We start from the raw sequence: 24,864 nt of genomic DNA, 5'->3' as shown, positions 1-24,864 counted from the left end.
TCAACTTGCAATCGACGCCAGGCGAGATAGGCTCAAGACCGCGCAACTCAGCCAATCGCGCCCGAGTCGGCACCCACAGGTATCGTGATCTTTCGTAGAGGTGATTTGAGATGAAGCAATCCGCATCGGCTCCGAAGAAACCCGCAGCGGCCAAGCCCGCCGCGAAGCCGGCTGCCAAAGCGGCCAGCAAACCTGCCGCAAAACCTGCCGCAAAACCTGCCGCCGCCAAACCGGCGGCTGCCAAGCCCGCTGCCGCCAAACCCACCGCAGCAAAAGCCGCGGCGGCAAAAGCCGCTCCGCGCCGCGCCCCTGCGCTGGCCACTCCGTCGGACCTGAGCAAGAATGCCACCCGCGATCTGTCGGCTGCGCTCAACCGCCTGCTGGCGGATGTCTTTGCGCTGTACCTGAAGACCAAGAATTTCCACTGGCATGTCAGCGGGCCGCACTTCCGCGACTACCACCTGCTGCTGGACGATCACGCCACCGAGATCTTCGCGATGACCGACGCCATCGCCGAGCGCACCCGAAAGATCGGCGGCAACAGCATTCGCTCCATCGGTCACATCGCCAAGCTCAAGCGCATCCTCGACAACGATGCCGAGTTCGTCCAGCCGCTGGACATGCTGGCCGAACTGCAGGAGGACAACAAAGCGCTGACCTCCTACATGCGCGAGGTCCATGACCTGTGCGACGAGTACCACGACATCGCCACCGCCAGCCTGATCGAGAACTGGATCGACGAGACCGAGCAGCGCACCTGGTTCCTCTTCGAGACCAGCCGCCGTGGAGATGTGACCGGGCACTGATTCTGCTGCTTGCTGCAGAAGCGCGCCGTGCCTCTGCCAGGGGCACGGCGTTTTTCATGGCTATCGGGACGCGGAATACCGAGGCGCGGCGGATGCCGATCGCAGCCAGAGTCCGCTTCGCATGGGATGTGGTGCCGGCCAGCCTCTCTCCCGCCCTGGCTGCGCGCCCCGCTCCGAAGGGAGAGGGAGCCGCCCGTGCCGGCTGACGCCTTGGTTTCAGGCTGCCCCCTTTGCTCCCCTCTCCCAGGGATAGGGTTAGGGAGAGGGAAGCACAGGCGTGGTTTTTCAGAAGAAGACAGTTGCTCCTACCGGGCTGGGTTGCTCTGCCAGAAGGTGGAGAACTCCTCGAACGGATAGCGCGTGCCGTCGTAGTGGACGGTGGTGCTCACGGTCTTCGGCGCGCCGACGGCATCGCCTTCGTGCTCGCCTTGCACCTTCGCGCTGACGATCAGGTCGGCATAGCCGTGGTGGCTCTCCTTGCCCATGGCGAGGGTGAGCTGCGAGCGTTCGATGACCAGCTTGTCGCTGCTGCCGCAGACTGAGCCTTCCAGCGTCGTCCACTGCCGCAGGTAAGTGCGGAACACTTCCTTGAGCGTGTCGCCTTGCGGCGCGTAGAGGCTGAAGTCGTCGTAGGACCAGGCGTCCGGACAACTCGCGCCGCGCGCCACGCTGCCAATGACCAGGCCGAAGCCACGCACGTTGGGCGCCAGGCGATAGCGCGCGGTGTCCAGCCAGAGGCTCGAGCTGTCGATCTCCACCATGGCGTCCTCACCGATGCTGTCGTCGACTCGCGTCACCAGCGTGCCGCTGCGCGTGTCGAACTGGCCGACCAGCAGGTTCAGGTTGCGCTCGCCCGGCTCGGCCTTGTCGCCTGCTGCACGGTAGGCCACGGCTACCACCCGCAACTGCGGATCGTCCGGCCAGGGCTTGCAGGCGGCGGCGACCACCGGCCCTTCCGCTGCGGCCTCCGGTGCCTGCCAGCCTTGCTGGCCGAGCAGCCCGGCGAGGGACTGCAAGGTGGTGTCATCGCAGGGTTGCGCGGTGCGCTCCGCCGCGCCGGCGCTGCCGGCAAGGGCGAGCAGCGCGGCGCAGGTCCATTTCCTTATGGGGTACATCGGGTGCTCCTTGAGCGTGTGGGAAGGCAGCGGCTTTCGCTGTCCTTGCTGTTGTTCATGTGGGCGTTCGTCGAGCGGTTGCCTCGCCCTCGACAGGCCGGCCGCCGGTGGCGCACAGCTCCCATTCCCGCAGCGGTGTTCGGGGCCACGTGCTGTGCCGAACCCAGGGTCGATGGTCGCGTCGTACTGGCCCTGCATAGGGTGCGTCCTGGCGCGTCGCCTGCCAAGTGGCCGATAACGGTTGACAGTGCGGGCTCACGGAACGACAACACATTTGCCAACCCAAGGAGGACAACCCCGATGCTGCTGCGCGCCCAGGCTTCGACCCTGCTGATCATCGATATCCAGGAGCGCCTGTTCCCGGCCATTCACGACAACGAGGCGGTGCTTGAGCACAGCGCCTGGCTGCTGGCCGTCGCGCGCCGGCTGGGCGTGCCGGTACTGGCCACCGAGCAGTATCCGAAAGGGCTCGGTCCGACGGTGCCGGCGCTGCGCGAGGCATTGGCGCCGGCCGAGGTGCTGGAGAAGATCGCCTTCTCCGCTGTCGCTGATCCGGGCCTGTTGCAACTGCACGGCGGCGACCGCCGGCAGTTCGTGGTGTGTGGCACCGAGGCGCATGTCTGTGTGCTGCAGACGGTGCTGGGCCTGCTGGCCGAGGACCGCGCAGTGTTCGTGGTGGACGAGGCCGTCGGCTCGCGTCGCCCGCAGGACAAGGCGCTGGCGCTGGAACGGATGCGTCAGTCCGGCGCGGTGATCGTCTCGCGGGAGATGGTCGCCTTCGAGTGGATGGAGCGTGCGGGGACGGAAGTCTTCCGCGAGATCAGCAAGCAGTTCATCCGCTGACCTGCCCGCCCGTCAATGGGTGACGAACAGCCGGTCGCTGAGGAAGTCGAGGAACACCCGCAGCTTCAGCGACATGCGTCGGCCCGCCGGCCACAGCGCGTGGAAGCTGCCCAGGTGCGCGGTGTGTTCGCTGAGCACCTGCACCAACCGGCCGTCATTCAGCGCGCTGCGCACCGCGAAGTCGGGCAGGCAGGCGATGCCCATGCCCTGGCTGGCAACGCTGATCAGCGTGTCGGCGGTGTTGCAGATCAACCCGCCGTCCAGGCGGGGTTCCGCTTCTCCGGTATCCAGTTTCAACGGCCAGCGTTGTACCAGGCCGCTGCTGGGGTAGCGGTAATGCAGGCACAGGTGCTGGCTGAGGTCCGCCGGGCGCCGCGGTATGCCGTACTGGCGCAGGTAGGCCGGCGCGGCCACCAGCAGCAGGCTGAAGTCGCCCAGCATGCGCGCCTTGAGCCGCGAATCGCGCAGCTCGCCGCCGCGCACGACGAGGTCGAAACCCTCTTCGATGACGTCCACCAGGCGGTCGGTGAAGTCGATGTCCAACTGGATGCGCGGGTAGCAGCGGAGGAATTCCGGCAGTACCTGCGGCAGCAAACCCGCCACCAGCGGCATGCTGATCTTCAGTCGCCCGCGAGCCTGCTGGGTGGACAGCGCCAGTTCCTGTTCCGCTGCCTCCAGCTCGTCGATGATGCGCCGGCAGCGTTCGAGGAACAGCTGGCCTTCGTTGGACAGGCTCAAGCTGCGGGTGCTGCGGTGGAACAGGCGCACGCCGAGGCGTTCCTCCAGGCGCGCGACACTCTTGCCCACCGCCGAGGCGGAGAGACCGAGCAGACGCGCGGCCTGGACAAAGCTCAGGGTGTCGGCGACCTGGAGGAAGACGCGCAGGCCGTTGAGGCTGTCCATGGGCGGATATCCGTGTGTGCGGGCAGCCATTATGCCGCGCGAGGTGGGAGCGATTGCGGACACCGGCGTCCGTTTTGTTCGGAATCCTAGCCTGTTTTTCCGCAGTGCCGGGTTGTTTAGCGTGGGCTGGGTCTTCTTCGAAACATGACGGACCCCCACCATGAACCCTTCTCTCGACTCCCTCGACAATCGCCCCGAGCCCTCGCGCTGGTTGCTGTTGCTGGCCGCCAGCCTGACCGCGGTGCTGATCCCGCTGTGCTTCACCGGCCCGGCCGTGGTGCTGCCGGCCATCGCCCATGAACTGGGCGGCTCGGCAGTGGCGCTGAACTGGATCGTCAACGGCTACGTGCTGGCCTACGGCGCGGCGATGATGGCGGCTGGCAGCCTGGCGGACGTGTACGGGCGCAAGCGCGTCTGGCTGGTCGGCCTGGCGTTGTTCTGCCTGGCCACGCTGGCGATCCCGCTGGCCGGTTCGGTGGCGCTCGTCGACCTGCTGCGCGTGCTGCAAGGCGCGGGTGGCTCGGCGGCCTTTGCCGCGGCGATGGCGGCGCTGGCGCAGGAGTTCGACGGGCCCGTCCGCACGCGGGTATTCAGCTTGCTCGGTACCACGTTCGGTGTCGGCCTGGCATTCGGCCCGCTGCTGGCCGGCTGGCTCACCGACGGGCCCGGCTGGCGCTGGGTGTTCCTGGTGCCGGCGGTCTGTGCGCTGGCTTCGATGCCGCTGGTCGTACGCTTCTGCCGCGAGACGCGGGATCCGCAGGCACGCGGCCTGGATTGGCGCGGGGCGCTGAGCTTTACCGCCGCCCTCAGCCTGTTCACCTATGGGCTGCTGCTGGCGCCGGAGCAGGGTTGGACGAGCCTGGCCGTGGCCGGCACGCTGGCGCTCAGCGCGGTGTTGCTGGCCGTGTTCGTGGCGGTCGAGCGTCGTGTCGAGCGGCCCCTGCTGGACCTCTCGCTGTTCGGCCAATGGCGCTTCGTTGGCGTGCAACTGCTGGGTGCGTCGCCGGCATTCGCCTACGTCGTGCTGATCGTGCTGCTGCCGGGGCGCTTCATCGGTATCGAGGGGCAGGGCGCGCTGCAGGCCGGCTGGACCATGCTGGCGCTGTCGGCGCCGCTGCTGGTGGTGCCCTTCCTCGCGGCGATGTTGGCGAAGCATTTCAGTGCCGGCAGCCTCTCGGCGCTGGGCCTGGTGATCGTCGCGGGCGGCCTGTTCTGGCTGGCGCGCAACCTGGCGGGCGGCATTGCGCCCGATGCACCGCTGCTGGTGATCGGCGTTGGTATCGGTCTGCCGTGGGGGTTGATGGATGGCCTGGCGGTGAGCGTGGTCGAGCGTGAGCGTGCCGGCATGGCGACGGGCATCTTCAATACGGTGCGGGTATCGGCCGATGCGGTGGCCATCGCTGTGGTCGGTGCCTTGCTGGCAATGCTGATCGCGGCGCAGCTGGAGCCCCTGGGCCTGGCCACGGCGGAGCGTCTGATGAGCGCCAACCAGTTGGCCATCGGCAACCTGGCGGCGGTGGTCGAGCAGCTTCCGCAACTGTCGCCCGAGCGACTGCGCGGCGATTACGTGGCGGTGTTCAGCCGGGTGCTGGAGCGGCTCGCCGGGATCACCCTGGTCGTTGCGGGGCTGGTCTTCGTGCTGCTGGGGCGGGAAAGGATGCCGGTGCTCGCCGCCGAGGCTTGAACACCGGTTGGTGGCGGATAACGCGTGCCGCGTGATGCGCCCTACGGTCGGGCGCGACGGTGCTCCGGTTCGAGGAAGGTCCAGGCGACGAAGCGGCTCTGCTTCTGCCCCTGGGCCATGTCCACGGTGCGAATGCTGATGGCGCCGGCCTTCTTCAGGGCGCGGCGCAAGTCGTCGAGGTTGCCGGCCTTGGACACCAGCGAGCTGAACCAGCGCACCTGCCGGCCGACTTCTGCGCTTTCCACCGCGAGCTTGCGGAGGAAGGCGATCTCGCCGCCCTCGCACCACAGCTCGTTGCTCTGCCCGCCGAAGTTCAGCTTGGGCAACTGGCGCGACGGGTCGAGCTTGCCGAGGTTCTTCCATTTGCGCCGGCTGCCGCTGCTGGCTTCCTCCGGCGAGGAATGGAAGGGCGGGTTGCACAGGGTGGCGTCGAAGCGTTCGTCCGCGCTCAGAAGGCCGCGGAAGATGTGCGTCGGCTCGTGCTGCTGGCGCAGTTCGATGGCCTCGGCCAGGCCCGGGTTGCCGTTGACAATGGCGTGGGCGGAGGCCAGCGCGGCGGGTTCGATGTCTGAACCGAGGAAGCGCCAGCCGTAGTCGCGGTGGCCGATCAGCGGGTAGATGCAGTTGGCGCCGACGCCGATGTCCAGCACGCGTACGTCCGGCCCGCGCGGCACGCTGCCGCCGTTGTCCTCGGCGAGCAGGTCGGCGAGGTAGTGCACGTAGTCCGCGCGGCCGGGGATCGGCGGGCAGAGGAAACCGGCGGGAATGTCCCACTGGCCGATGCCGTACTGCGCCTTCAGCAGCGCGCGGTTGAACAGGCGCACCGCCTCGGGGTTGGCGAAGTCGATGCTCGGCTTGCCGTAGGGGTTGGTGATGACGAAGCGGCCCAGCTCCGGGCAGCCCTCGATCAGCGCCGGGAAGTCGTAGTGCCCCTGGTGGCGGTTGCGCGGGTGCAGCAGGTTCGGCCGCTTGGCGGCGGGGTCGCGCAGGGGCTGGGCTGGTTTTGCCTGGGCGGCGGGGCGTTTGGGCGGTCTGGGTGCTTTCGACATGAGGGCGCGCGGGACTGGGAAGCGGTGGGCGATTTTCCCACAGATGGGCGCGTCAGCCGAGCAGCACGTTGCCCAGGCGCTCGAACAGAAGGCAGCAGAGCAGCAGCGGGATCGGCAGGCCAAGCAGGGTGCCGAGCATATAGGGCCGCAAGCCTATGCCCGGGAGGGCGAGTCTGTAGTTCAGCCCGCCCAGGCGGTGGTCGGTCAGCTCTCGGCGCAGGGCGTCGATACTGAACTCCTCATGCAGCCCGATGGCGCGGTAGAGCAGTACCAGCAGTACGGCGAAGGCCAGCAGCAGGATCAGTCGGCGCAAGCGCCACAGGGCGGGACGGCAAGCATGCGGACGGGCTCAGGGGTACTGCAGGATGTCCTTGATCCTGGGCAGGTGCGCGGCGATCCAGCGTGGATCGATGGCGCCCCAGTCACGGATGCGGTAGTGGCCGGCGTTGTTGCGTTCGCCGTCGTGCTGTTCGAAGGCGCAGTCGATGTCCAGGTCGGCCAGCGCGGCCAGGGTGTCCTGGGCCGTGCGCCGGGGCATGCCGGTGGCTGCCATCAATGCCGGGACGCTGGTGGCGGCGCCGCTGTCGATCAGCCAGGCCACATAGAGACGGCGGTAGAAACTGCTTTTGGTCTTGCTCACTTCCATCGAGATGATTCCTTTGCGGACGGCTACAGCGGCAGCAGCCAGGGTACCAGCACAACGCTGACGATCATCACCAGAATCGTGAAGGGTACGCCAACCTTGACGAAATCGGCGAAACGATAGCGCCCCGGCCCCAGCACAAGGGTGTTCACCGGCGAGGAAATCGGCGTCATGAAGGCAGCCGACGCGGCCAGCGCGACTATCATCGCGAAGGCTTCCGGCGATGCGCCCAGGGCCTTGGCCGTGGCGATGGCTACCGGCGCCATGAGCACGGCTGTGGCGGTGTTGGAGATGAACAGTCCGATCACTGCCGTGAGCACGAACAGGCTGGCGAGGATGGCATAGGGCCCTGCATTGCCGAGCGCGCCGACCAGGCCGCTGACTGCCAGGCTGATACCGCCGGTCTTCTGTAGCGCCAGGGCGAAAGGCAGCATGCCGACGATCAGCAGCAGGCTCTGCCAGTGGATGGCGCGATAGGCGCTGTCCATGTCGATGCAGCGGAACGCGCCCATCAACAGGCAGGCGATCAGCGCCGCCATGACGTTGGGCACCAGACCGCTGACCATCAGGATCACCATCACCGCCAGGCTGAACAGCGCGTGCGGCGCCTGGCTGGCGGCGGGAGCGGCCTCGTCCACCTCGGCGGGCAGGCTGAGCACCAGGAAGTCCCGTCCGCGCGCCTGCAGCTGGCGGATCTCCTTCCAGCCGCCAATCACCAGCAGGGTGTCGCCGACCTTCAACTTGGCGTCCAGCAGGCCTTCCACCAGGGCCTCGCGGTTGCGCCGCAGGCCGACCACGTTGAGGCCGAACTGGCTGCGGAACTCCAGATCCAGCACGCTCTTGCCCAGCAAAGTGGATTCCGGTGGCAGGGTGACTTCGGCCATGCCCACCTCATGGGCACGCTCGGTGAAGTAGTCACCCTGCAGGCTCAGCGGCTCCAGGCCGAACTCGTGATACATGCCCAGCAGGTCGCTGCGGTCCCCGTAGATGTCCACCAGCAGCACGTCGCCGGCCTGCAGCATGATGCTGGCGCCGGGGCTGAGAATCTTCAGACGGAAGTGCACCATGCGCTCGATGGCCACCACGTTGGTACCGGCGCGGGCGCGCAGTTCCACGTCGCCCAGGCTCATGCCCACCAGTTGCGAATCGGCGCGGATACGCAGGCGACGCTCGCGCCCGGCCAGTTGATAGTCGCGGATCAGATCGCTCAGGGTGCGGCGCTTGGCGCTCTGCTTGTCGTCGCCATCGTCATCGCCCAGCCAGCGGCGTGCCACCAGCATGTAGCCGATGCCGAGCACCAGCACCACCAGGCCGAAGGGCGTGAAGCTGAAGAAGCCGAAGCCCTTCGAGCCCTCGCGCACCAGCTCGCTGTGGATCACTACGTTGGGCGCGGTGGCAACCAGCGTGAGCATGCCGCTGATCAGCCCGGCGAAGCTCAGTGGCATCATCAGCCGGCGCGGCGAGACATGCAGGCGTGAGGCGATGCTCAGCACCACGGGAATGAAGATGGCGACCACGCCGGTGGAGCTCATCACCGAGCCGAGCCCGGCCACGGCGAGCATCAACAGCACCAGCAGGCGCGTCTCGCTGGCACCGGCGCGGCGAGTCAGCCATTCGCCGATGCGGTAGGCCACGCCGGTGCGCACCAGGCCCTCGCCGATGACGAACAGCGCGGCGATCAGGATGACGTTGGGATCGGCGAAGCCGGCCAGCGACTCCTGCACGCTGAGGATGCCCGACAGCGGCAGGGCGACCATCACCAGCAGGGCGACCACGTCCATCCGTGGCCGGTTGATGACGAACAGCCCGACCGCGGTGGCGAGCAGGGCGAGGACCCAGATCAGTTGCAGACTCATGCGCTTCCCTAGCAGATGTTCGGCGCGCCATTGTGCCCGTTGTGGCGGGCACGTTGCGTTGATCCGATGCAGCTTAGCGAAGCCTCACGCCCCAGGTCACGGCAGCCGGGCGACCGGGGTGATCTGCTTCGGGTCGGTGCGCAGCTCGATCAGGGACGGCTTGCCGCTGGCCTGGGCGCGCGCAAAGGCGGCGGCGAAATCCTCGGTGCGCTCGACCCGCTCGCCATGGGCACCAAAGGCCTGGGCCAGGGCAACGAAGTCGGGGTTGCGCAGCTGCGTGGCACTGATGCGGCCGGGGTATTCGCGCTCCTGGTGCATGCGGATGGTGCCGAGCATGCCGTTGTTGACCACGATGACGGTCAGCGCCGCACCGTACTGCACCGCAGTGGCCAGTTCCTGCGGGTACATCATGAAGCAGCCATCGCCGGCGAAGCACACCACGCTGCGCTGCGGGTCGTGCAGCTTGGCGGCGATGGCGGCGGGGAATCCGTAGCCCATGGCGCCGTTGGTGGGGGCGAACTGGCTGCGCGGCGAGCGGTAGCGGTAGAAGCGGTGCACCCAGACGGCGTAGTTGCCGGCGCCGTTGCTGATCACCGCGTCGTCCGGCAGCGTCTCGTTCAGGTGCTGGATGATTTGCGTGAGATCCACGCCCAACGGTGGTTCTGCATTCTGCGGCGGGGCGATGTAGCTGAGGTAGTCGGCGCGGGCGGCGGCGGTCCATTCGACCCAGGGCGTCTCGGAGAGGGGCGCAAGGCCGGCGAGGGCGGCGGCGATCTCCGGCATGCCGGCCTCGATCATCTGATCGGCCTGGTAGACGCGGCCCAGTTCGCTGGCGTCGGGGTAGACGTGGATCATGCCCTGCACCGGGCGCGGGCTCTGGACCAGGGTGTAGCCGGCGGTCGGCGTTTCGCTCAGGCGTGACCCCAGCACGACCAGCAGATCGGCCTCCTGCACGCGGGCGGTCAGCTTGGGCGAGGCGCCGAAGCCGAGCTGGCCGGCGTACTGCTCGTCGCGGTTGTCGATCAGGTCCTGGCGGCGGAACGAAGCCACCAGCGGCAGGCGGTTGGCGCGGGCGAAGGCGCGAACCTGGGCGCAGGCCTCCGCTGTCCAGCCGGTGCCGCCGAGGATCAAGAGCGGGCGCCGGGCCTGGCTCAGTCGCTCGCGCAGTTCGACCATGGCTGAGGCAGCGGGTGCGGGGCGCATGAGCGACGTCGGTGCCACGTCGGCAACCTCTGCCGAGCCGAACAACACCTCTTCCGGCAGCCCGATCACCACCGGGCCGGGTCGTCCGGACTGGGCGACGCGGAAGGCACGGGCGACGATTTCCGGAAGGCGGCGGATATCGTCGATCTCCGTCGCCCACTTGGCCAGGCCGCCGAACATCTGCCGGTAATCCACTTCCTGGAAGGCTTCGCGGCCCTTGAAGGCGCTTTCCACCTGGCCGATGAACAGGATCATCGGCGTCGAGTCCTGCATCGCCGTGTGCACGCCGTTGGCTGCGTGGGTCGCACCCGGCCCGCGGGTGACGAAGCAGATACCGGGGCGGCCGGTGAGCTTGCCGTAGGCGTCCGCCATGTTCGAGGCGGCGCCTTCGTGGCGGGTGACAATGGTCCGGATACCCGACACGTCGTGCAGTGCATCGAGTACCGGCAGGTAGCTTTCGCCCGGGATGCAGTAGACGGTGTCAACCGCGTGGAGCTGCAGGGCATCGACGAGGATCTGGCCGCCGTTGCGGGCTGGAGAGTCTGGCATGGTTGTTCGCTTGAGGGGGACGGGTGCCGCTGATCTTCAGTCAAGCAGCGCTGCCTTCCAAGCGACGATTCTTCCGGAGGTCATTCCGGCAAGGAATGGCGGTACAGCCGGTGGAGCCTGTTGTCGGCGAAAAGTCACTGGCCGATCCTACGAGGGCACGGCACTATCTTCCTGCCATTTAGGAGGGCGTAGTCAATGAACGGATTCGATCTGGAACCCTATGTAGCGGCGGGCAGCATCGCGGACATCGCGGACATCGAGCGGCTCTGCGACATCGGCAGATTTCAGGATGCCTACGAACAGGCCTTGCGGCTGGGGCCGCTGGAGGAGTGGCGGGGGCCACAGGCCCTGGCGCTGGCCGCGCGGCTGCTGCGGCACCTGGGGGCGCAGCGGCTGGCAAGGGCTTTCGCCTGGCGCGCCTGGCGTGCCGACCGTCGCAGCTATGCCGGTTGCCTGGTGCATGGGCGAGAGCTGTTGTCGCGGCGCGGTCACTATTTCGTCTGGCGCTGGCTTCATCAGCTGGCTCCGCTCCATGGCACTGTCGATGAGGAGGCGGAATGGCTGTCTTTCATCGCGCTGCTGGCTGCGCATCTGCGTGACTTCACTCGCTCCCGCGAGACCATGGAGCGCGCGCTGGAACTGAGCCCGGGGCAAGCCTGGCTGCACGTCGAGCAGGCCTATTGCCTGGAGCAGGAGGATCGCTACGCCGAGGCGCTGCAGGCCTGCGAGCGGGTACTGGAGACCTGGCCGGATTACCGGGCGGCCCAGCAACAGGCCGCTGCCATGGAAATGCTGCTCGGCCGCGACGCCGAGGCCATGGAGCGCTTGCAGAGCGCAGCTCGGAACACACAGAGCGCGGCGTTGTTATCGCAGCTGGGCGGGTGGCTGATCGAGCATCAACGCCTCGACGAGGCCGAGCAGACCCTGCGCCGAGCCGAAGCCTGCGCCATCCTCAGCGACGTGGGACTCAAGCGCTGGTATGCAGCGCGCTACTGCGATATCGCCTGCCTGCGCGGTGACTACGAAAGCGGCCGGCTGCATGCAGAACAGGCCGGCCCCGGCTTCTACCAGGGGATTGCCAAGAAACTGCAGGCGCCCCAGGGACAGCGCCGCTTGCTGCCGGTGTCTTTCGTTCGACAGCATCACGTCACTTGCGGTCCAGCAACATTGACGGCGATTGCACGGTTCTGGGGACGAGGCGTCGAACATCTGCAGGTCGCGGAGGAGATCTGCTACGACGGCACACCACATTTCGCGGAGCGCAACTGGGCCGAGCGCAATGGCTGGCTGGCGCGTGAGTTCACTGTCGACTGGAACAGTTGTGTTGCGCTCATCGATCGCGGCATCCCGTTCACCCTCACCACGCAGACTACCGGCAGCGGACACCTGCAGGCAGTCATCGGTTATGACGCCCCCCGTGGCACCTTGTTGCTGCGCGACCCATCCCAGCGCGATTACAACGAACTGCTCGCCGAATCCTTCTTTGCCGAACGCAAGGCTTTCGGTCCGCGCGGCATGCTGATGCTGCCGGTCGAAGAGTCAGCGCGCCTGGAGGGCCTGGAGCTTCCTGACGCGGCGCAGTGGGATGCCTATTACGCCGTGATCGGCGCCCTGGAAGTGCATCATCGGGAACAGGCGCGGGAAGGACTCGCCAGGATGCTGCTGGACTGGCCGGATGATCGCCTGACCGCACAGGCCGAACGAGCCCTGGCCGGGTACGATGGCAGCGAGGCGGGCCGCCTGGCGGCTATCGAAAAATTGCTGAGGATGTTTCCTGAGGACGCCAACCTGAAGTTGTCCAAGGCATCGTCGCTGGAGCAGCTGGCGACCCGCGCGGAACAGCAGGAGTGGTATTCGCAGATCGCTGAGCACAGCGCGGACGTGTGGGTGCTGGTGCGTTACGCGCATTTCCTCGCCGAGGACGGTAGCCGCCAGGCGCAGGCGCAGGCGCTTTTCCAGCGGGCCCTGTATGGTCATCCGACGCTGGCGACGGCCTGGCAGGGGCTTGCCTCGCTGCACTGGGGCGAGGGCCGGCAGGAGGAGGCCACCGAGTTGTATCGGGTTGCCGCCTGCCTCGACGAGTTCAATGAAGGCCACGCGTTGGCCTACTTCCGAGCCAGCCGCTGGTTACGTCAGGGCGAAGTGGCGCTGGAATTCCTCTGGCAACGGGCTGAACGCCTGGGAAATCGCAACAGCGGGCCGGTGATCAGTCTGTGCCAGCTGCTCGATGAATTGGAGCGCGTGCAGGAGATGTTCACGCTGCTGGAGCGGGGGCTCGCGCGACTGCCCGAGGACCCCGAAATGCTGCTGTACGCCTCGGATGCCTATGGGCGCTACGGCCGGCTGGAGGAAGCCGAGGCCTGCCTGGGCCGGGCCGAGTCGCGGTGCCAGCGCGGGCGCTGGGTGCGCGCCCACGCCTGGCACCTGCAGCGCAGCGGCGCCGACCATGAGCTGGCCTTGCGGGAGGTGGGCGAGGCGCTCGAGCAGGAGCCGCTCAACCTGGGCCTGCAACGCCTGTACGCCGATCTGCTGCAGAAGCGCCAGGGACGGGCGGCGGCGCTCGCGCACCTGGCGGACCTCGTGGCGCGTTACCCCCATCACTGCGGGGTAGCGGAGATGCACTACGGATGGCTTTCGAGCGAGCCCCTGGTCGACAAGGAGCGAGCGTTGCGCCATCTGCTGGGGATAAACCCGGCCTATCCCTGGGCGCTGCGCGAACTGGCGGTTAACCTGGCCAACCAGGCGCGCGGCGATGAGGCGCTGGAGCAGGCCGAGGCCGCGCTTGGCTTGGAACCGCGCTCGTCCAACGGCGCCTCGACCATGGCCTTCGTGCGCCTGCGGCGCGGCGAGCGCGAGATGGCGCGGGAATACCTGCGGCTGGCGCTGGAGCGCTCGATCGACAACGACTACGCCATCGAGACACTGGTGGAACTGGCCACCAGCCGGGAAGAAAGCCTGGAGGCGCTGGCCCTGGTGGCCGACCAGCTCAAGCGGCAGGTGACCTTCGGTGACGGCCTGCTGGGCTACCAGCGCGTCGCGCAGCCGTTGCTCGAAGCGGAGGTGGTTCTGCAGACGCTGCAGGAGGCGCTGGCGCAGCGCCCCGACCTTTGGCAAGCCTGGCTGGCGGTCGCGATCCAGCAACGCGCGTGCGGTCAGCAGGAGGCCGCCAGCGCCCTGCTGAACAGCGCCATCGAGCGCTTCCCTCTGCTGCCGCGCCTTTACCTGGAGCTGGCCCAGCTGCACCTTGTCGCGAAGGACTTTGTCGTGTGTCGCGAGGTGCTGGAGAAGAGCTTCGCCATCAACCTCGTCTGGGTCCCGGCCATTCGCACCTACCTGGAATCGCTGCTGGAGGAAAATGCCGAGCTGGCGCCGGGGCTGGCACTGCTCAAGCGTGCGCTGCTGCGCGAGCCGGAGAATACTGCCTTGCGGGTCTGGCAGGCCTATCTGCTGGGGCGCGTGGAGCGCTTCGTCAAGCAGCGCGAGGCTCTGGAAAGGGCCCTGAAGGAAGAGCCGGATAACCAGTGGGCGTGGACTCAGCTACGAGAACTGGACGAGCGCGAGCGCACGCCGGAAGCGGCCGTCACGCTGGCCAGGCAACTGGTGGAGCTGCGCGCCGGTGATCCGGCCGCCTGGCAGGCCTTGGCCGAACTCAGCCAGGGCGACGAGCGTGGCGCGGCCCTACGTGAAGCCTTGCGCCTGGCGCCTTTCGGCTGGGCGGCGGGAGAGGGCTATCTGAAATGGCTGATCGAGCAGCGCCGCTTCGAGGAGGTGGGCGAGTGGCTCGATGGGCCGCCCTGGCAGGGCAACGCGCCGGTGGAGTTCGAGGTGTACCGCGCCCGCGCCCAGCGCGCCGCGGGGCGGAACCGGGAGGCGGTGGTCGTGCTGAGGCAACTGCTGGCGCGGGCGGAAAACTTCTTCGAAGGTTGGCGCCAACTAGCCGACTATCACGACGAGGATGGCGAGGCCGCGCCTTATGTCGAAGCCGCCCGGCAGATGGTCGCACTGCGCCCGCAACTGGCGATGGCCCATGGTTTCCTGGGGCATGCGCTGGTCGCCGCCGCGCAGCCTACCCAGGCGGAGGACTCCTTCGAGCGCGCCCTGGAGCTGGATGCCAACTACCCGTTCGCCTGGTTCCAGCTGTTCGACCTGCGCCTGGATCGCCAGGCGACTGTCGCCTGCGAGGAAATGCTGCACGCCATGGCCGTCCACACGACGGGGCCGGCCCTCTATCTGCGGATGGTGCGCCTCGGTGTGGCCGAGGACCGTTTCGCCGCGCACCTTCGCGACGGCCTGAAGCGCCTCGCGCAGAGTGACGAGGACGTCGGGGAAGTCTGGGGCCGGGCCGAAGATTCGGTGATGGGGGCCAGGCGCGAGCATGTCCTGGTGCAGGAGGTGGAGCAATGCCTGGAGCAGGGCAGCGCCAATTCGGTGGCCGCCCGCGCCTGGCTGCAGCGCCAGGCTGGTGCGCTGGTGCCGGGAGGGCTGCTGAGGGCGTTCAAGCGCATGCTGCCCAAGGATCGCCTGGGGAATCTCGCCGTGGCGATGTTGGGCCTGCTGGCCGACCGCCCCGCTGACAGTGCGGTGCTGCGCAGCACCTGCTACCTGCTGCGCGAGACGATGAAAAGAGACATGCGGATCTGGTCCCATGCCAGCTACGCGCTCTCCAACCATGGCGAGTGGTACACCCTGACCAGCATGCTGGGCGACTGGCGCGAGCGCAGCGACGCACCAGCCTGGGCGCTGGACAACCTTTCCCTGGGCCTGCGCGAGCTGGGCAGGGACGAGGAGGCAGGCGAGGTCTCCCGGCGCGCCCTGGCCCTGGATGACGGTGACCTGGAGGCCCGGTTGTGGCTGACTGTCGATCACGCGCTCAGCGATAACCTGGGCGAGTTGGCCAGCGGCTTGGCGGCGATTCCCGTGGAATCGCTGCGGCCTTACTACGCCTGCCTGTGGCACCTGGCGGAGGGCTATCGCGAGGCGCGTGAAGGTGGGCATGCGCGTCATGCGCACGGGCAATTCGAACTGGCGCGCCGGCAGGCGGCGGGCAGCCGCAGCCAGGCGGTCTATCGTCGGTTGCGGCGCCGGTTGGCCGCTGCGCTGGCATGGCAACAGCGGTCCTGGCTGGAACGCCTGTGGTGGCGGATTCAGCTGCACTGAGCCCAGCAGCGTGTTCCAACAGGCGGCACCGGCGGCCGATCAGGGCAGCCGGGCCGCCCGTCGGCGCAGGGCGCGGTGTCGGCTGGCGAAGAACAGGCGCAGGAAGAGTTTCACCAGAGGGGCGCCAAAGGCGGGCTTGACGGTAAGTTGATCGATCACACGGGTGCCCAGGGCACAGGGCTCCAGTGTGCGCTCATGGCGCCACAGATGCATGCCGGTCATTGGTGACTCCTCGATGAAGCCTTCACCATGGCGCACTTCGCGCAGGGTCAGGCGCTAGGTGCCTAGTGGGATCACGCCCAGCAACCACAGCCAACTGGTGAAGAGTGGCTGGCCGGGTATGACCAGCAGATCTTCGAGGTTGGTGATGCCCCGGGGGATGCTCATCCACAGCAGCGGTCGCATCTCGTCGCGCAGGCAGCGTACGTCGGTGATCCAGTGCCAGGTCAGGTCGGCATCGGCGCGCAGGGTGCATTCGAAGCGCAGCGAGAGGGTCATTGTTCTTCCCTGAAAATGCACAAGGCCCGCTTTCGCGGGCCCTGTGGTGGCGCTTACAGGCTGGCGATCTTCTCGCGCTGCTGGATCAGGTTGGTCACGGCCTGCTCGGCTTCAGCCAGCTTGGCGCGTTCCTTCTCGATCACTTCCGGCGGAGCCTTGGCGACGAAGCCTTCGTTGGACAGCTTGCCGCCCACACGTTTGACTTCACCTTCCAGGCGCTGGATTTCCTTGTCCAGGCGGGCCATTTCGGCGGCCTTGTCGATCAGGCCGGCCATCGGCACCAGCACCTGCAGGTCGCCGACCAGCGCGGTGGCGGACATCGGCGGCTCTTCGCCTTCGTCCAGCACGCGGATGGTCTCGAGCTTGGCCAGCTTCATCAGCAGCGGTTCGTTGTCGGCCAGGCGGCGGTGGTCCTCGGGCGAGGCGTTGTTAAGCACCAGGTCGATGCGCTTGGCCATGGAGATGTTCATCTCGCCACGGATCTGGCGGATGCCCAGCATCAGGGCCTTGACCCACTCGATGTCGCCCTCGGCGGCGGCGTCGATCTTCGCCTCGTCGGCAATCGGCCAGGGTTGCAGCATCAGGGTGTCACCGGATTTGCCAGCGGCGGTCTTGATGCGCTGCCAGATTTCCTCGGTGATGAACGGCATGAACGGGTGCGCCAGGCGCAGGGCGGTTTCCAGAACGCGCGCCAGGGTGCGACGGGTGCCGCGCTGACGCTCGATCGGCGCGTTCTCGTCCCACAGCACCGGCTTGACCAGTTCCAGGTACCAGGCGCAGTACTCGTCCCAGATGAACTCGTAGAGGGCCTGGGTGGCCAGGTCGAAGCGGAAGGCGTCCAGCTGGCGCGCCACTTCGATCTCGGTGCGCTGCAGGGCGGAGATGATCCAGCGGTCAACCGAAGACAGCTCGACCGGCTCGCCATTCACACCGGTGTCCTTGCCATCGGTGTTCTCGATGACGAAGTTGGCGGCGTTCCACAGCTTGTTGCAGAAGTTGCGGTAGCCCTCGACGCGGCCCATGTCGAACTTGATGTCGCGACCGGTGGAGGCCAGCGAGCAGAAGGTGAAGCGCAGGGCGTCGGTGCCGTAGCTGGCGATGCCCTCGGGGAACTCGGCCTTGGTCTGCTTGGCGATCTTCTCGGCGAGCTTGGGCTGCATCATGCCGCTGGTGCGTTTCTCCAGCAGTTCGTCGAGGGTGATGCCATCGACGATGTCCAGCGGGTCGAGCACGTTGCCCTTGGACTTGGACATCTTCTGGCCCTGGCCGTCGCGCACCAGACCGTGGACGTAGACGGTCTTGAACGGGATCTGCGCGCTGCCATCGCCATTCTTGATCAGGTGCATGGTCAGCATGATCATGCGCGCAACCCAGAAGAAGATGATGTCGAAGCCGGTCACCAGCACGTCGGTGGGGTGGAAGGTCTTCAGGTAGTCGGTCTGTTCCGGCCAGCCGAGGGTGGAGAAGGTCCACAGGCCCGAGCTGAACCAGGTGTCGAGGACGTCTTCGTCCTGGCGCAGGTTGGCGTCGCCCAGGTTGTGCTTGGCGCGTACTTCGGCCTCGTTGCGACCGACGTAGACGTTGCCGGCGTCGTCGTACCAGGCCGGGATGCGGTGGCCCCACCACAGCTGACGGCTGATGCACCAGTCCTGGATGTCGCGCATCCAGCTGAAGTACATGTTCTCGTACTGCTTGGGCACGAACTGGATGCGGCCGTCTTCCACGGCGGCGATGGCCGGTTCGGCCAGCGGCTTGGTGGAGACGTACCACTGGTCGGTCAGCCAGGGCTCGATGACGGTGCCGGAGCGATCGCCCTTGGGTACTTTCAGCGCGTGGTCGTCGATCTTCTCGAGCAGGCCGGCGGCTTCGAAGTCGGCGACGATCTGCTTGCGTGCGACGAAGCGGTCGAGGCCGGCGTAGGCGGCGGGCAGGCTGGCGTCGAGGTCGGAGTTGACGCTGCCGTCGAGCTTGAACACCTGGGCCGTGGCGAGGACGGCGGCGTCCTTGTCGAAGATGTTGATCAGCGGCAGGTCGTGGCGCTTGCCGACTTCGTAGTCATTGAAGTCGTGGGCCGGGGTGATCTTCACGCAGCCGGTGCCGAACTCGCGGTCGACGTAGTCGTCGGCGATGATCGGGATGCGCCGGCCCACCAGCGGCAGGTCGATGAAGGTGCCGATCAGCGCGGCGTAGCGTTCGTCTTCCGGGTGCACGGCGACGGCGCTGTCACCCAGCATGGTTTCCGGACGGGTGGTGGCGACGATCAGGTGGTCCTTGCCGTCGGCGGTCTTGTTGCCGTCGGCCAGCGGGTAGCGCAGGTGCCAGAGGTGGCCCTTCTCGTCGTGGTTCTCCACTTCCAGGTCGGAAATGGCGGTGTGGAACTTGGTGTCCCAGTTGACCAGGCGCTTGCCGCGGTAGATCAGGCCGTCCTCGTGCAGGCGCACGAAGGCTTCCTTCACGGCGTTGGACAGGCCTTCGTCCATGGTGAAGCGCTCGCGCGACCAGTCCACGGACGAGCCCAGGCGACGAATCTGGCGGGTGATGGTGCCGCCGGACTGGTCCTTCCACTCCCAGACCTTCTCCAGGAACTTCTCGCGGCCCAGGTCATGACGGGCGATGCCCTGTGCGGCCAGCTGGCGCTCCACCACCATCTGGGTGGCGATGCCGGCGTGGTCGGTGCCCGGCTGCCACAGGGTGTTGCGGCCCTGCATGCGGCGGTAGCGGATCAGCGCGTCCATGATGGTGTTGTTGAAGCCGTGGCCCATGTGCAGGCTGCCGGTGACGTTCGGCGGCGGGATCATGATGGTGTACGGCTCGCCGGAGCCTTGCGGGGCGAAGTAGTTCTCTTTCTCCCAAAGGGGGTACCAGTGGGATTCGATGGCGTGGGGCTGGTAGGTCTTGTCCATGAGCGCGGCGGGACCCTGATAAGGCTAGACGGAAAACCGCTGAGTATAACGGGAGGCGGGGCGCTCAGGCCACCAGCGCGGACGGGCGCCTGCCCAGCCCTGTGCGCAGGCTCGCTGGTCCCCGTTACGCAGGAGCGGACTTCGTCCGCGAGGGGTACCTGGCCGCTCAGCGGGTGGGGCGTTAGTTAAGGAGCGCGGTCAGGGCTTGCGCTGGGCCAGCAGGCGCTGCATCCGCGCCTCCAGCCGGCGCTGCAGTTCGGCCTCGATCTGCGGCGCGAAGTCGTCGATGACGTCCTGCAGGATCAACTGGGCGGCGGCGCGCAGCTCCAGGTCCAGGCGGTTCAGCTCGCTGGCCGCAGGCGAAACCGCCGGCGCGCGTGGCTGGGGCGCATCAGGCGCCTGGGGGGCGGGTGCGACGACGTCGGAAAGCAGCGGGATGTTGTCCGGCTCGAAGGATTCGGTGAGCAGGGGCGGCTCGGCGCCCGACTCGTCCAGCAGGTCCTGGATCTTCTTCAGGTCTTCGAGCAGGTGGTCGGGGTCGTGCGGGGGCTTGCGGTTGTCCATGGTCTTGGCTGAGACGCTCTCAAGGGCGCGGCAGGCGGTGGTCCTGCAAAGGATAGCCCTGCTCGCGGTAGCGACGGAAATTCTCCCGCGCGGCCTGACGAATCGCCGGTTCCTCGATTACCAGCTCGGCAACCCGGTTGAAGCGGTCGACAAAGGTGGGGATGGCCAGGGTCAGGTTGATCAGCAGGTCCCGGTGGCTTTCCGGCGGCTCGCCGAGGGCGAGCACGATCGGCGAGTCGGCGTCTTCTTCCACCGCGTTGTGTGGGATGAAGGTTTCGCCCCGGAAGTTCCACAGCCGGGCATCGATTGCCTCGCGCTGTGCCTCGCTTTCGCACAGCACGAAGATGCGCATGCCTTGCCGCCAGGCCTTTTCGGCCAGGCGGCAGGCGATGGTCAGGCGTGCGTCGGGATCGGCGCTGGGGATGACGTAGAAATCCACACGCGTCATGCGTTCGATCCCATCGGCAGGTTGCACTGTGCCATTACTTGGCGCGGTCCAGCAGGTACTGGGTCAGCAGCGGAACCGGACGGCCAGTGGCACCCTTGTCCTTGCCGCCGCTGATCCATGCGGTGCCGGCGATGTCCAGGTGCGCCCAGTGGAACTTCTTCGCGAAGCGCGACAGGAAGCAGCCGGCGGTAATGGTGCCGGCCTTCGGCCCGCCGATGTTGGCGATGTCGGCGAAGGGGCTGTCGAGCTGCTCCTGGTATTCGTCGAACAGCGGCAGTTGCCAGGCGCGGTCGTCGGCGACTTCACCGGCCTTGAGCAGTTGCTTGATCAGCGCGTCGTTGTTGCCCATCAGGCCCGAGGTGTTGGAGCCCAGAGCCACGATGCAGGCGCCGGTGAGGGTGGCGATGTCCACCACCGATTGCGGCTTGAAGCGCTCGACGTAGGTCAGAGCGTCGCACAGCACCAGGCGGCCTTCGGCGTCGGTATTGAGGATTTCGACGGTCTGGCCGCTCATGGTGGTGACGATGTCGCCCGGACGGGTCGCGCCGCCGCTGGGCATGTTCTCGGCGCAGGCCATCACGCCCACCAGGTTGATCGGCAGCTGCAGTTCCAGCACGGCGCGGAAGGTGCCGAACACGGAAGCCGCGCCGCACATGTCGAACTTCATCTCGTCCATGCCCAGGCCGGGCTTGAGGCTGATGCCGCCGGTGTCGAAGGTGATGCCCTTGCCGACCAGAACGTGCGGGGCCTCGTCCTTCGTCTTCGCGCCGTTGTACTGGAGCACGATCAGGCGCGGCGGCTGGTCACTGCCCTGGGCGACGGCGAGGAAGGAACCCATGCCCAGCTCGCGCAGTTTCTTCTCGTCGAGCACTTCGACCTTGAGGCCTTTGAACTCCTTGCCCAGCGCCTTGGCCTGTTCACCCAGGAAGGTGGGATGGCACAGGTTCGGCGGCAGGTTGCCCAGGTCGCGGGTCAGGGCCATGCCGTTGGCGATGGCCTGGGCTTCCCTGGCGCCCTGCTCGACGGCGGCGGCATCGGCCTTGTCGGCGAGCAGGGTGATTTTTCTGAGCTTCGGCGCTTCGGCCTTCTGGCTCTTGAAGCGGTCGAAGACGTAGGTGCCGTCGGCCAGGGTTTCTACCTGCAGACGGGCCTTGCCGTGGGCATTGCGGCCTTTCACCGCCAGATCGCCCAAGGCCAGGACGGCGTCTGCGCCGCCCAGGTTCTTCAGATTGTTAAGGACGGCGGAAACCAGTTTGCGGTAGGCGCGGTCGGAGAGTTCGCGCTCCTTGCCGGCGCCGACCAGCAGGACACGCTCGGCCTTAATGTTGGGTAAATCTTGCAGCAGTAGAGTCTGGCCCACCTTGCCTGCCAGATCGCCACGCTTGAGCAGCTTGGCGATGGCACCGCCGGTGGCTTCGTCGACGGCCTTGGCGGAAGCGCCGAGCTTGCGGCCTTCGCCCACGGCGACGACCAGGGTGGCGGTCTTGAGAGTTTCCGGACGTACGCTTTTTACAAGGAATTCCATGGCTGAGTGTCCCCGGGACAAAGAGCAGAAGGGTCTGCGAATGAAGATGGACTGCGCAGTGACAGGCCTGGCGAATCGCAGGATAATGCCGGCTATTTGCGCTGGGTCGCGTCCGCGCGCACCCGGCAATGCTTCACGGCGGCTAGTTTGAGCGCAGCCGCCTGAGCGTGACAACCCTGGAGTGTCCGGTTTGATTGTCTTCCGTTACCTGTCCCGTGAAGTGCTGATCACCATGAGCGCGGTGAGCGCCGTGCTGCTGGTCATCATCATGAGCGGCCGTTTCATCAAGTACCTGGCGCAGGCGGCCCAAGGCCTGCTCGATCCGGGTTCGCTGTTCATGATCATGGGCGTGCGCCTGCCGGGCTTTTTGCAGCTGATCCTGCCGCTGGGCCTGTTCCTCGGCATCCTGCTGGCCTATGGCCGCCTGTACCTGGACAGCGAGATGACCGTGCTGACCGCCACCGGCATGAGCCAGCAGCGCCTGCTGGCCATCACCCTGGCGCCGGCGCTGTTCATTGCCCTGCTGGTGGCCTGGCTGAGCCTGTGGCTGGCGCCGCAGGGCATCACCCAGATGCAGCTGCTGCTGAACAAGCAGGACGCGATGACCGAGTTCGACACCCTGGCGCCGGGGCGCTTCCAGTCGATGCGCGACGGCACGCGGGTGACCTATACCGAAACCCTGGCCAACGAGCGCACGGAACTGGGCGGCGTGTTCATTTCGGACAAGAACCGCCCGCGCAATGGCAAGGACGGCGGCACTTCGGTGCTGGTCGGCACAACCGGCGTGCAGGAAATCCATGCCGACGGCAGCCGCTATCTGATCCTCAAGGACGGCTATCGCTACGACGGCACGCCGGGCCAGGCCGATTACCGCGAGATCAAGTACGACACCTACGCTGCGCTCCTGCCCAAGCCGGAAGTGAGCAGCGAGATCGATGACCGCGATGCCATCCCCACCTCCCAGCTGCTGGGCAGCGATGACCCGCGCATGCAATCCGAGCTGCAGTGGCGTGTGTCCATCCCGCTGCTGGTCTTCGTGGTGACCGTGCTGGCGGTGCCGCTGTCGCGCGTCAATCCGCGCCAGGGCCGCTTCCTCAAGCTGCTGCCGGCGGTGCTGCTGTACATGGCTTACCTGGCGCTGCTGATTGCCGGACGCGGCATGCTCGACAAGGGCCGGATTCCCATGGCCCTCGGCCTGTGGTGGATCCACGGGATATTCCTGGCCATCGGCCTGTTGCTGCTGTACTGGGAGCCGCTGCGTCTGAAGCTGGCCGCCAAGCGAGCGAAGTCGGGCGGGGAGCTGAAGCATGCGTAAGCTGGATCGTTACATCGGCACGACTGTCTTCGTTTCCATTCTCGCGGTGCTCGGGGTGATCCTCGGGCTGGCCGAGCTGTTCGCCTTCGTCGACCAGTTGGGGCAGATCGATGACAGCTATACCCTCACCGAAGCCCTCAAGTTCGTCCTGTTGACCGCGCCGAGCCGTGGCTACGACATGCTTCCCATGGCTGCGCTGATCGGCTGCCTGGTGGGGCTGGGTACCCTGGCCAGCAACAGCGAGCTGACCATCATGCGCGCCGCCGGCGTGTCGCTGCAGCGCATCGTCTGGGCGGTGATGAAGCCGATGCTGGTGCTGATGTTCGCCGGCATCCTGGTCGGCGAATACGTGATTCCCTACACCGAAACCGCTGCCCAGAGCGGTCGCGCCCTGGCCCAGAGCGGCAACGGTTCGCAAAGCTCGAAGTCGGGCCTGTGGCACCGCCAGGGGCATGAGTTCATCCACATCAACGTGGTGCGGCCGGATGGCGTCCTGCTTGGGGTGACGCGCTACAACTTCGACGACAACCGCCGTCTGCAGACCGCGAGCTTCGCCCGCCAGGCCGTCTTCGAGAACAACCAGTGGCAGTTGCAGGATGTGACCACCACCGTGCTGCACGCCGCGGAAAAACGCAGCGAGGTCGTGAACCAGCAGAGCGAGACCTGGAACATCCAGCTCAGCCCGCAACTGCTCAATACCGTCGTGATGGAACCGGAGGCACTGTCGATCACGGGGCTGTGGAGCTATATCCATTACCTGCAGGAACAGGGCCTGAGTTCCAACCGCTACTGGCTGGCGTTCTGGACCAAGATTCTGCAGCCGTTGGTGACCGCGGCTCTGGTGCTGATGGCGATCTCGTTCATCTTCGGCCCGCTGCGCAGCGTGACCCTCGGGCAGCGCGTGTTCACCGGGGTGCTGGTGGGCTTCACCTTCCGCATCGCCCAGGACCTGCTAGGCCCGTCCAGCCAGGTATTCAACTTCCCGCCGCTGCTGGCGGTGCTGGTGCCGGCGGCGATCTGTGCGTTGCTCGGCACCTTGCTGCTGAAGCGGGCAGGCTGATCCCTTCGCGGGATAAATACTGCAGTCATGAAAAAGCCGGCAATCGCCGGCTTTTTTATTGCCTGAGGTTCAGCTGCGGCCCTGCGTTGCCTTGCGCACCGCCTTGGGAATCTGGATCACCACGCTTTCCGAATAGCGGTCGTGCCAGGTGCGCTTGTCCTTGTCCCAGAGCATCCAGAGGAAGCCCAGGCCGGCGCAACCCCAGGAGGCGATGGCGATGACGAAACGCAACAGCGCCTGCATCAGAGTGATGCGCGTTCCGTTGGCGTTCTGCACGCGCACGCCCCAGACCTGCATGCCCAGGGTCTGGCCGCTGTAGGTCCAGAACTTCGCGAAGAAGGCGAACACGCTGATGAACAGCAGGCTGGAGAGCAGCGGGTCACCGGTCAGCGCGCCCTGGTCGGCCAGCAGCCGGAGCTTTTCGCTGCCGTAGATCAGGCGCAGGAACACTTGCTGATAGATCAGTGTCACTACCATCAGCAAGGCCACGCAGAGCAGGAAATCGTAGAACATCGCGGCGAAGCGGCGGAGGAGCGTGGCGGGCGGGAAGTCTCCCTGGGGCTTGAGCTGCTGCGGCTTGGGCATGAGCGTCTTCTGTAGCGATCAGGTGGAAGAGGGCGGGGATTATACGGGTTCCGCCGTCCGGCGCTCTGTGGCGGAGGCTGTTCTAAGCTCAAACCATGTCGCTGCCCGTGGGGGAGTGGCAATGCGTCGCAGGTCGCGGCGCCGTCGCGCAAGGAACA

Annotated in this window: 20 protein-coding genes; 6 read left to right on the top strand and 14 right to left on the bottom strand. The window is 66.8% G+C overall.

Translation table 11 applies throughout. The features are described 5' to 3' along the window. Positions 1 to 314: 314 nt before the first annotated feature. Positions 315 to 806: a DNA starvation/stationary phase protection protein gene (locus MJ122_RS04270; RefSeq protein ID WP_275590595.1), complete on the top strand. Its 492-nt coding sequence runs from the start codon at positions 315 to 317 to the stop codon at positions 804 to 806. A 305-nt stretch (positions 807 to 1,111) separates the two neighbouring features. Here the strand turns inward: MJ122_RS04270 and MJ122_RS04265 are convergent, their stop codons facing one another. Then, on the bottom strand, positions 1,112 to 1,921 hold the full coding sequence (locus MJ122_RS04265; protein WP_239742482.1) for a hypothetical protein: 810 nt from the start codon (positions 1,919 to 1,921) through the stop codon (positions 1,112 to 1,114). Between the two features lie 300 nt (positions 1,922 to 2,221). Here MJ122_RS04265 and MJ122_RS04260 point away from each other — a divergent pair, with 300 nt between their 5' ends. Beyond that, positions 2,222 to 2,764: a hydrolase gene (locus MJ122_RS04260; RefSeq protein ID WP_239742480.1), complete on the top strand. Its 543-nt coding sequence runs from the start codon at positions 2,222 to 2,224 to the stop codon at positions 2,762 to 2,764. Positions 2,765 to 2,776: 12 nt separating this feature from the next. Here the strand turns inward: MJ122_RS04260 and MJ122_RS04255 are convergent, their stop codons facing one another. Continuing rightward, positions 2,777 to 3,667 (bottom strand): LysR family transcriptional regulator, encoded by an 891-nt coding sequence (locus tag MJ122_RS04255; RefSeq protein ID WP_239742478.1) that lies wholly within the window; start codon positions 3,665 to 3,667, stop codon positions 2,777 to 2,779. Between the two features lie 160 nt (positions 3,668 to 3,827). On the opposite strand from MJ122_RS04255, the gene MJ122_RS04250 reads away from it, so the two are divergent. Continuing rightward, entirely contained in the window at positions 3,828 to 5,351 is a 1,524-nt protein-coding gene (locus MJ122_RS04250; protein ID WP_239742476.1) for an MFS transporter, read from the top strand. A 41-nt stretch (positions 5,352 to 5,392) separates the two neighbouring features. On the opposite strand, the gene rlmF is transcribed toward MJ122_RS04250, so the two are convergent. The 5 genes from rlmF to MJ122_RS04225 form a co-directional block, all read right to left on the bottom strand. Beyond that, entirely contained in the window at positions 5,393 to 6,400 is a 1,008-nt protein-coding gene (rlmF, locus tag MJ122_RS04245; RefSeq protein ID WP_239742474.1) for a 23S rRNA (adenine(1618)-N(6))-methyltransferase RlmF, read from the bottom strand. Positions 6,401 to 6,452: 52 nt separating this feature from the next. After that, positions 6,453 to 6,713: a hypothetical protein gene (locus MJ122_RS04240; RefSeq protein WP_239742472.1), complete on the bottom strand. Its 261-nt coding sequence runs from the start codon at positions 6,711 to 6,713 to the stop codon at positions 6,453 to 6,455. Positions 6,714 to 6,749: 36 nt separating this feature from the next. Continuing rightward, positions 6,750 to 7,046: a winged helix-turn-helix domain-containing protein gene (locus tag MJ122_RS04235; protein ID WP_017522342.1), complete on the bottom strand. Its 297-nt coding sequence runs from the start codon at positions 7,044 to 7,046 to the stop codon at positions 6,750 to 6,752. A 23-nt stretch (positions 7,047 to 7,069) separates the two neighbouring features. After that, a complete protein-coding gene (locus MJ122_RS04230; protein WP_239742469.1) occupies positions 7,070 to 8,899 on the bottom strand; it encodes an SLC13 family permease in 1,830 nt (609 codons plus the stop codon). A 96-nt stretch (positions 8,900 to 8,995) separates the two neighbouring features. Beyond that, the gene (locus MJ122_RS04225; RefSeq protein WP_239742467.1) at positions 8,996 to 10,651 is read right to left on the bottom strand and encodes a thiamine pyrophosphate-binding protein; all 1,656 of its coding nucleotides are present in this window, start codon (positions 10,649 to 10,651) and stop codon (positions 8,996 to 8,998) included. A gap of 195 nt (positions 10,652 to 10,846) precedes the next feature. Here MJ122_RS04225 and MJ122_RS04220 point away from each other — a divergent pair, with 195 nt between their 5' ends. Continuing rightward, positions 10,847 to 15,808 (top strand): C39 family peptidase, encoded by a 4,962-nt coding sequence (locus tag MJ122_RS04220; protein ID WP_239742465.1) that lies wholly within the window; start codon positions 10,847 to 10,849, stop codon positions 15,806 to 15,808. A 39-nt stretch (positions 15,809 to 15,847) separates the two neighbouring features. Here the strand turns inward: MJ122_RS04220 and MJ122_RS04215 are convergent, their stop codons facing one another. The 6 genes from MJ122_RS04215 to MJ122_RS04190 form a co-directional block, all read right to left on the bottom strand. After that, positions 15,848 to 16,030: a hypothetical protein gene (locus MJ122_RS04215; RefSeq protein WP_239742463.1), complete on the bottom strand. Its 183-nt coding sequence runs from the start codon at positions 16,028 to 16,030 to the stop codon at positions 15,848 to 15,850. A gap of 54 nt (positions 16,031 to 16,084) precedes the next feature. Then, on the bottom strand, positions 16,085 to 16,306 hold the full coding sequence (locus tag MJ122_RS04210; protein ID WP_239742461.1) for a hypothetical protein: 222 nt from the start codon (positions 16,304 to 16,306) through the stop codon (positions 16,085 to 16,087). 53 nt (positions 16,307 to 16,359) lie between these two features. Next, a complete protein-coding gene (locus MJ122_RS04205; RefSeq protein WP_239742459.1) occupies positions 16,360 to 19,209 on the bottom strand; it encodes a valine--tRNA ligase in 2,850 nt (949 codons plus the stop codon). A gap of 198 nt (positions 19,210 to 19,407) precedes the next feature. Further along, positions 19,408 to 19,773, bottom strand: coding sequence for a DNA polymerase III subunit chi (locus MJ122_RS04200; protein ID WP_088419583.1), 366 nt, complete (start codon positions 19,771 to 19,773; stop codon positions 19,408 to 19,410). Positions 19,774 to 19,792: 19 nt separating this feature from the next. Further along, entirely contained in the window at positions 19,793 to 20,221 is a 429-nt protein-coding gene (locus MJ122_RS04195; RefSeq protein ID WP_239742457.1) for a DNA polymerase III subunit chi, read from the bottom strand. Between the two features lie 34 nt (positions 20,222 to 20,255). After that, a complete protein-coding gene (locus MJ122_RS04190; protein ID WP_239742454.1) occupies positions 20,256 to 21,746 on the bottom strand; it encodes a leucyl aminopeptidase in 1,491 nt (496 codons plus the stop codon). A gap of 190 nt (positions 21,747 to 21,936) precedes the next feature. Here MJ122_RS04190 and lptF point away from each other — a divergent pair, with 190 nt between their 5' ends. Then, positions 21,937 to 23,061 (top strand): LPS export ABC transporter permease LptF, encoded by a 1,125-nt coding sequence (gene lptF / locus MJ122_RS04185; RefSeq protein ID WP_017522333.1) that lies wholly within the window; start codon positions 21,937 to 21,939, stop codon positions 23,059 to 23,061. Beyond that, a complete protein-coding gene (lptG, locus tag MJ122_RS04180) occupies positions 23,054 to 24,121 on the top strand; it encodes an LPS export ABC transporter permease LptG (RefSeq protein ID WP_239742453.1) in 1,068 nt (355 codons plus the stop codon). The genes lptF and lptG overlap by 8 nt, the downstream gene beginning before the upstream one ends. 69 nt (positions 24,122 to 24,190) lie before the next feature. On the opposite strand, the gene MJ122_RS04175 is transcribed toward lptG, so the two are convergent. Next, a complete protein-coding gene (locus tag MJ122_RS04175; protein ID WP_088419591.1) occupies positions 24,191 to 24,706 on the bottom strand; it encodes an RDD family protein in 516 nt (171 codons plus the stop codon). Positions 24,707 to 24,864 lie beyond the last annotated feature (158 nt).

The sequence above is a fragment of the Pseudomonas sp. DP-17 genome, from assembly GCF_022380625.1.
Classification (GTDB): Bacteria; Pseudomonadota; Gammaproteobacteria; order Pseudomonadales; family Pseudomonadaceae; genus Pseudomonas; species Pseudomonas nitroreducens_A.
The sequence above is the reverse complement of the archived record's forward strand: the minus strand, read 5'-3'. Positions and strand labels throughout refer to the sequence as shown.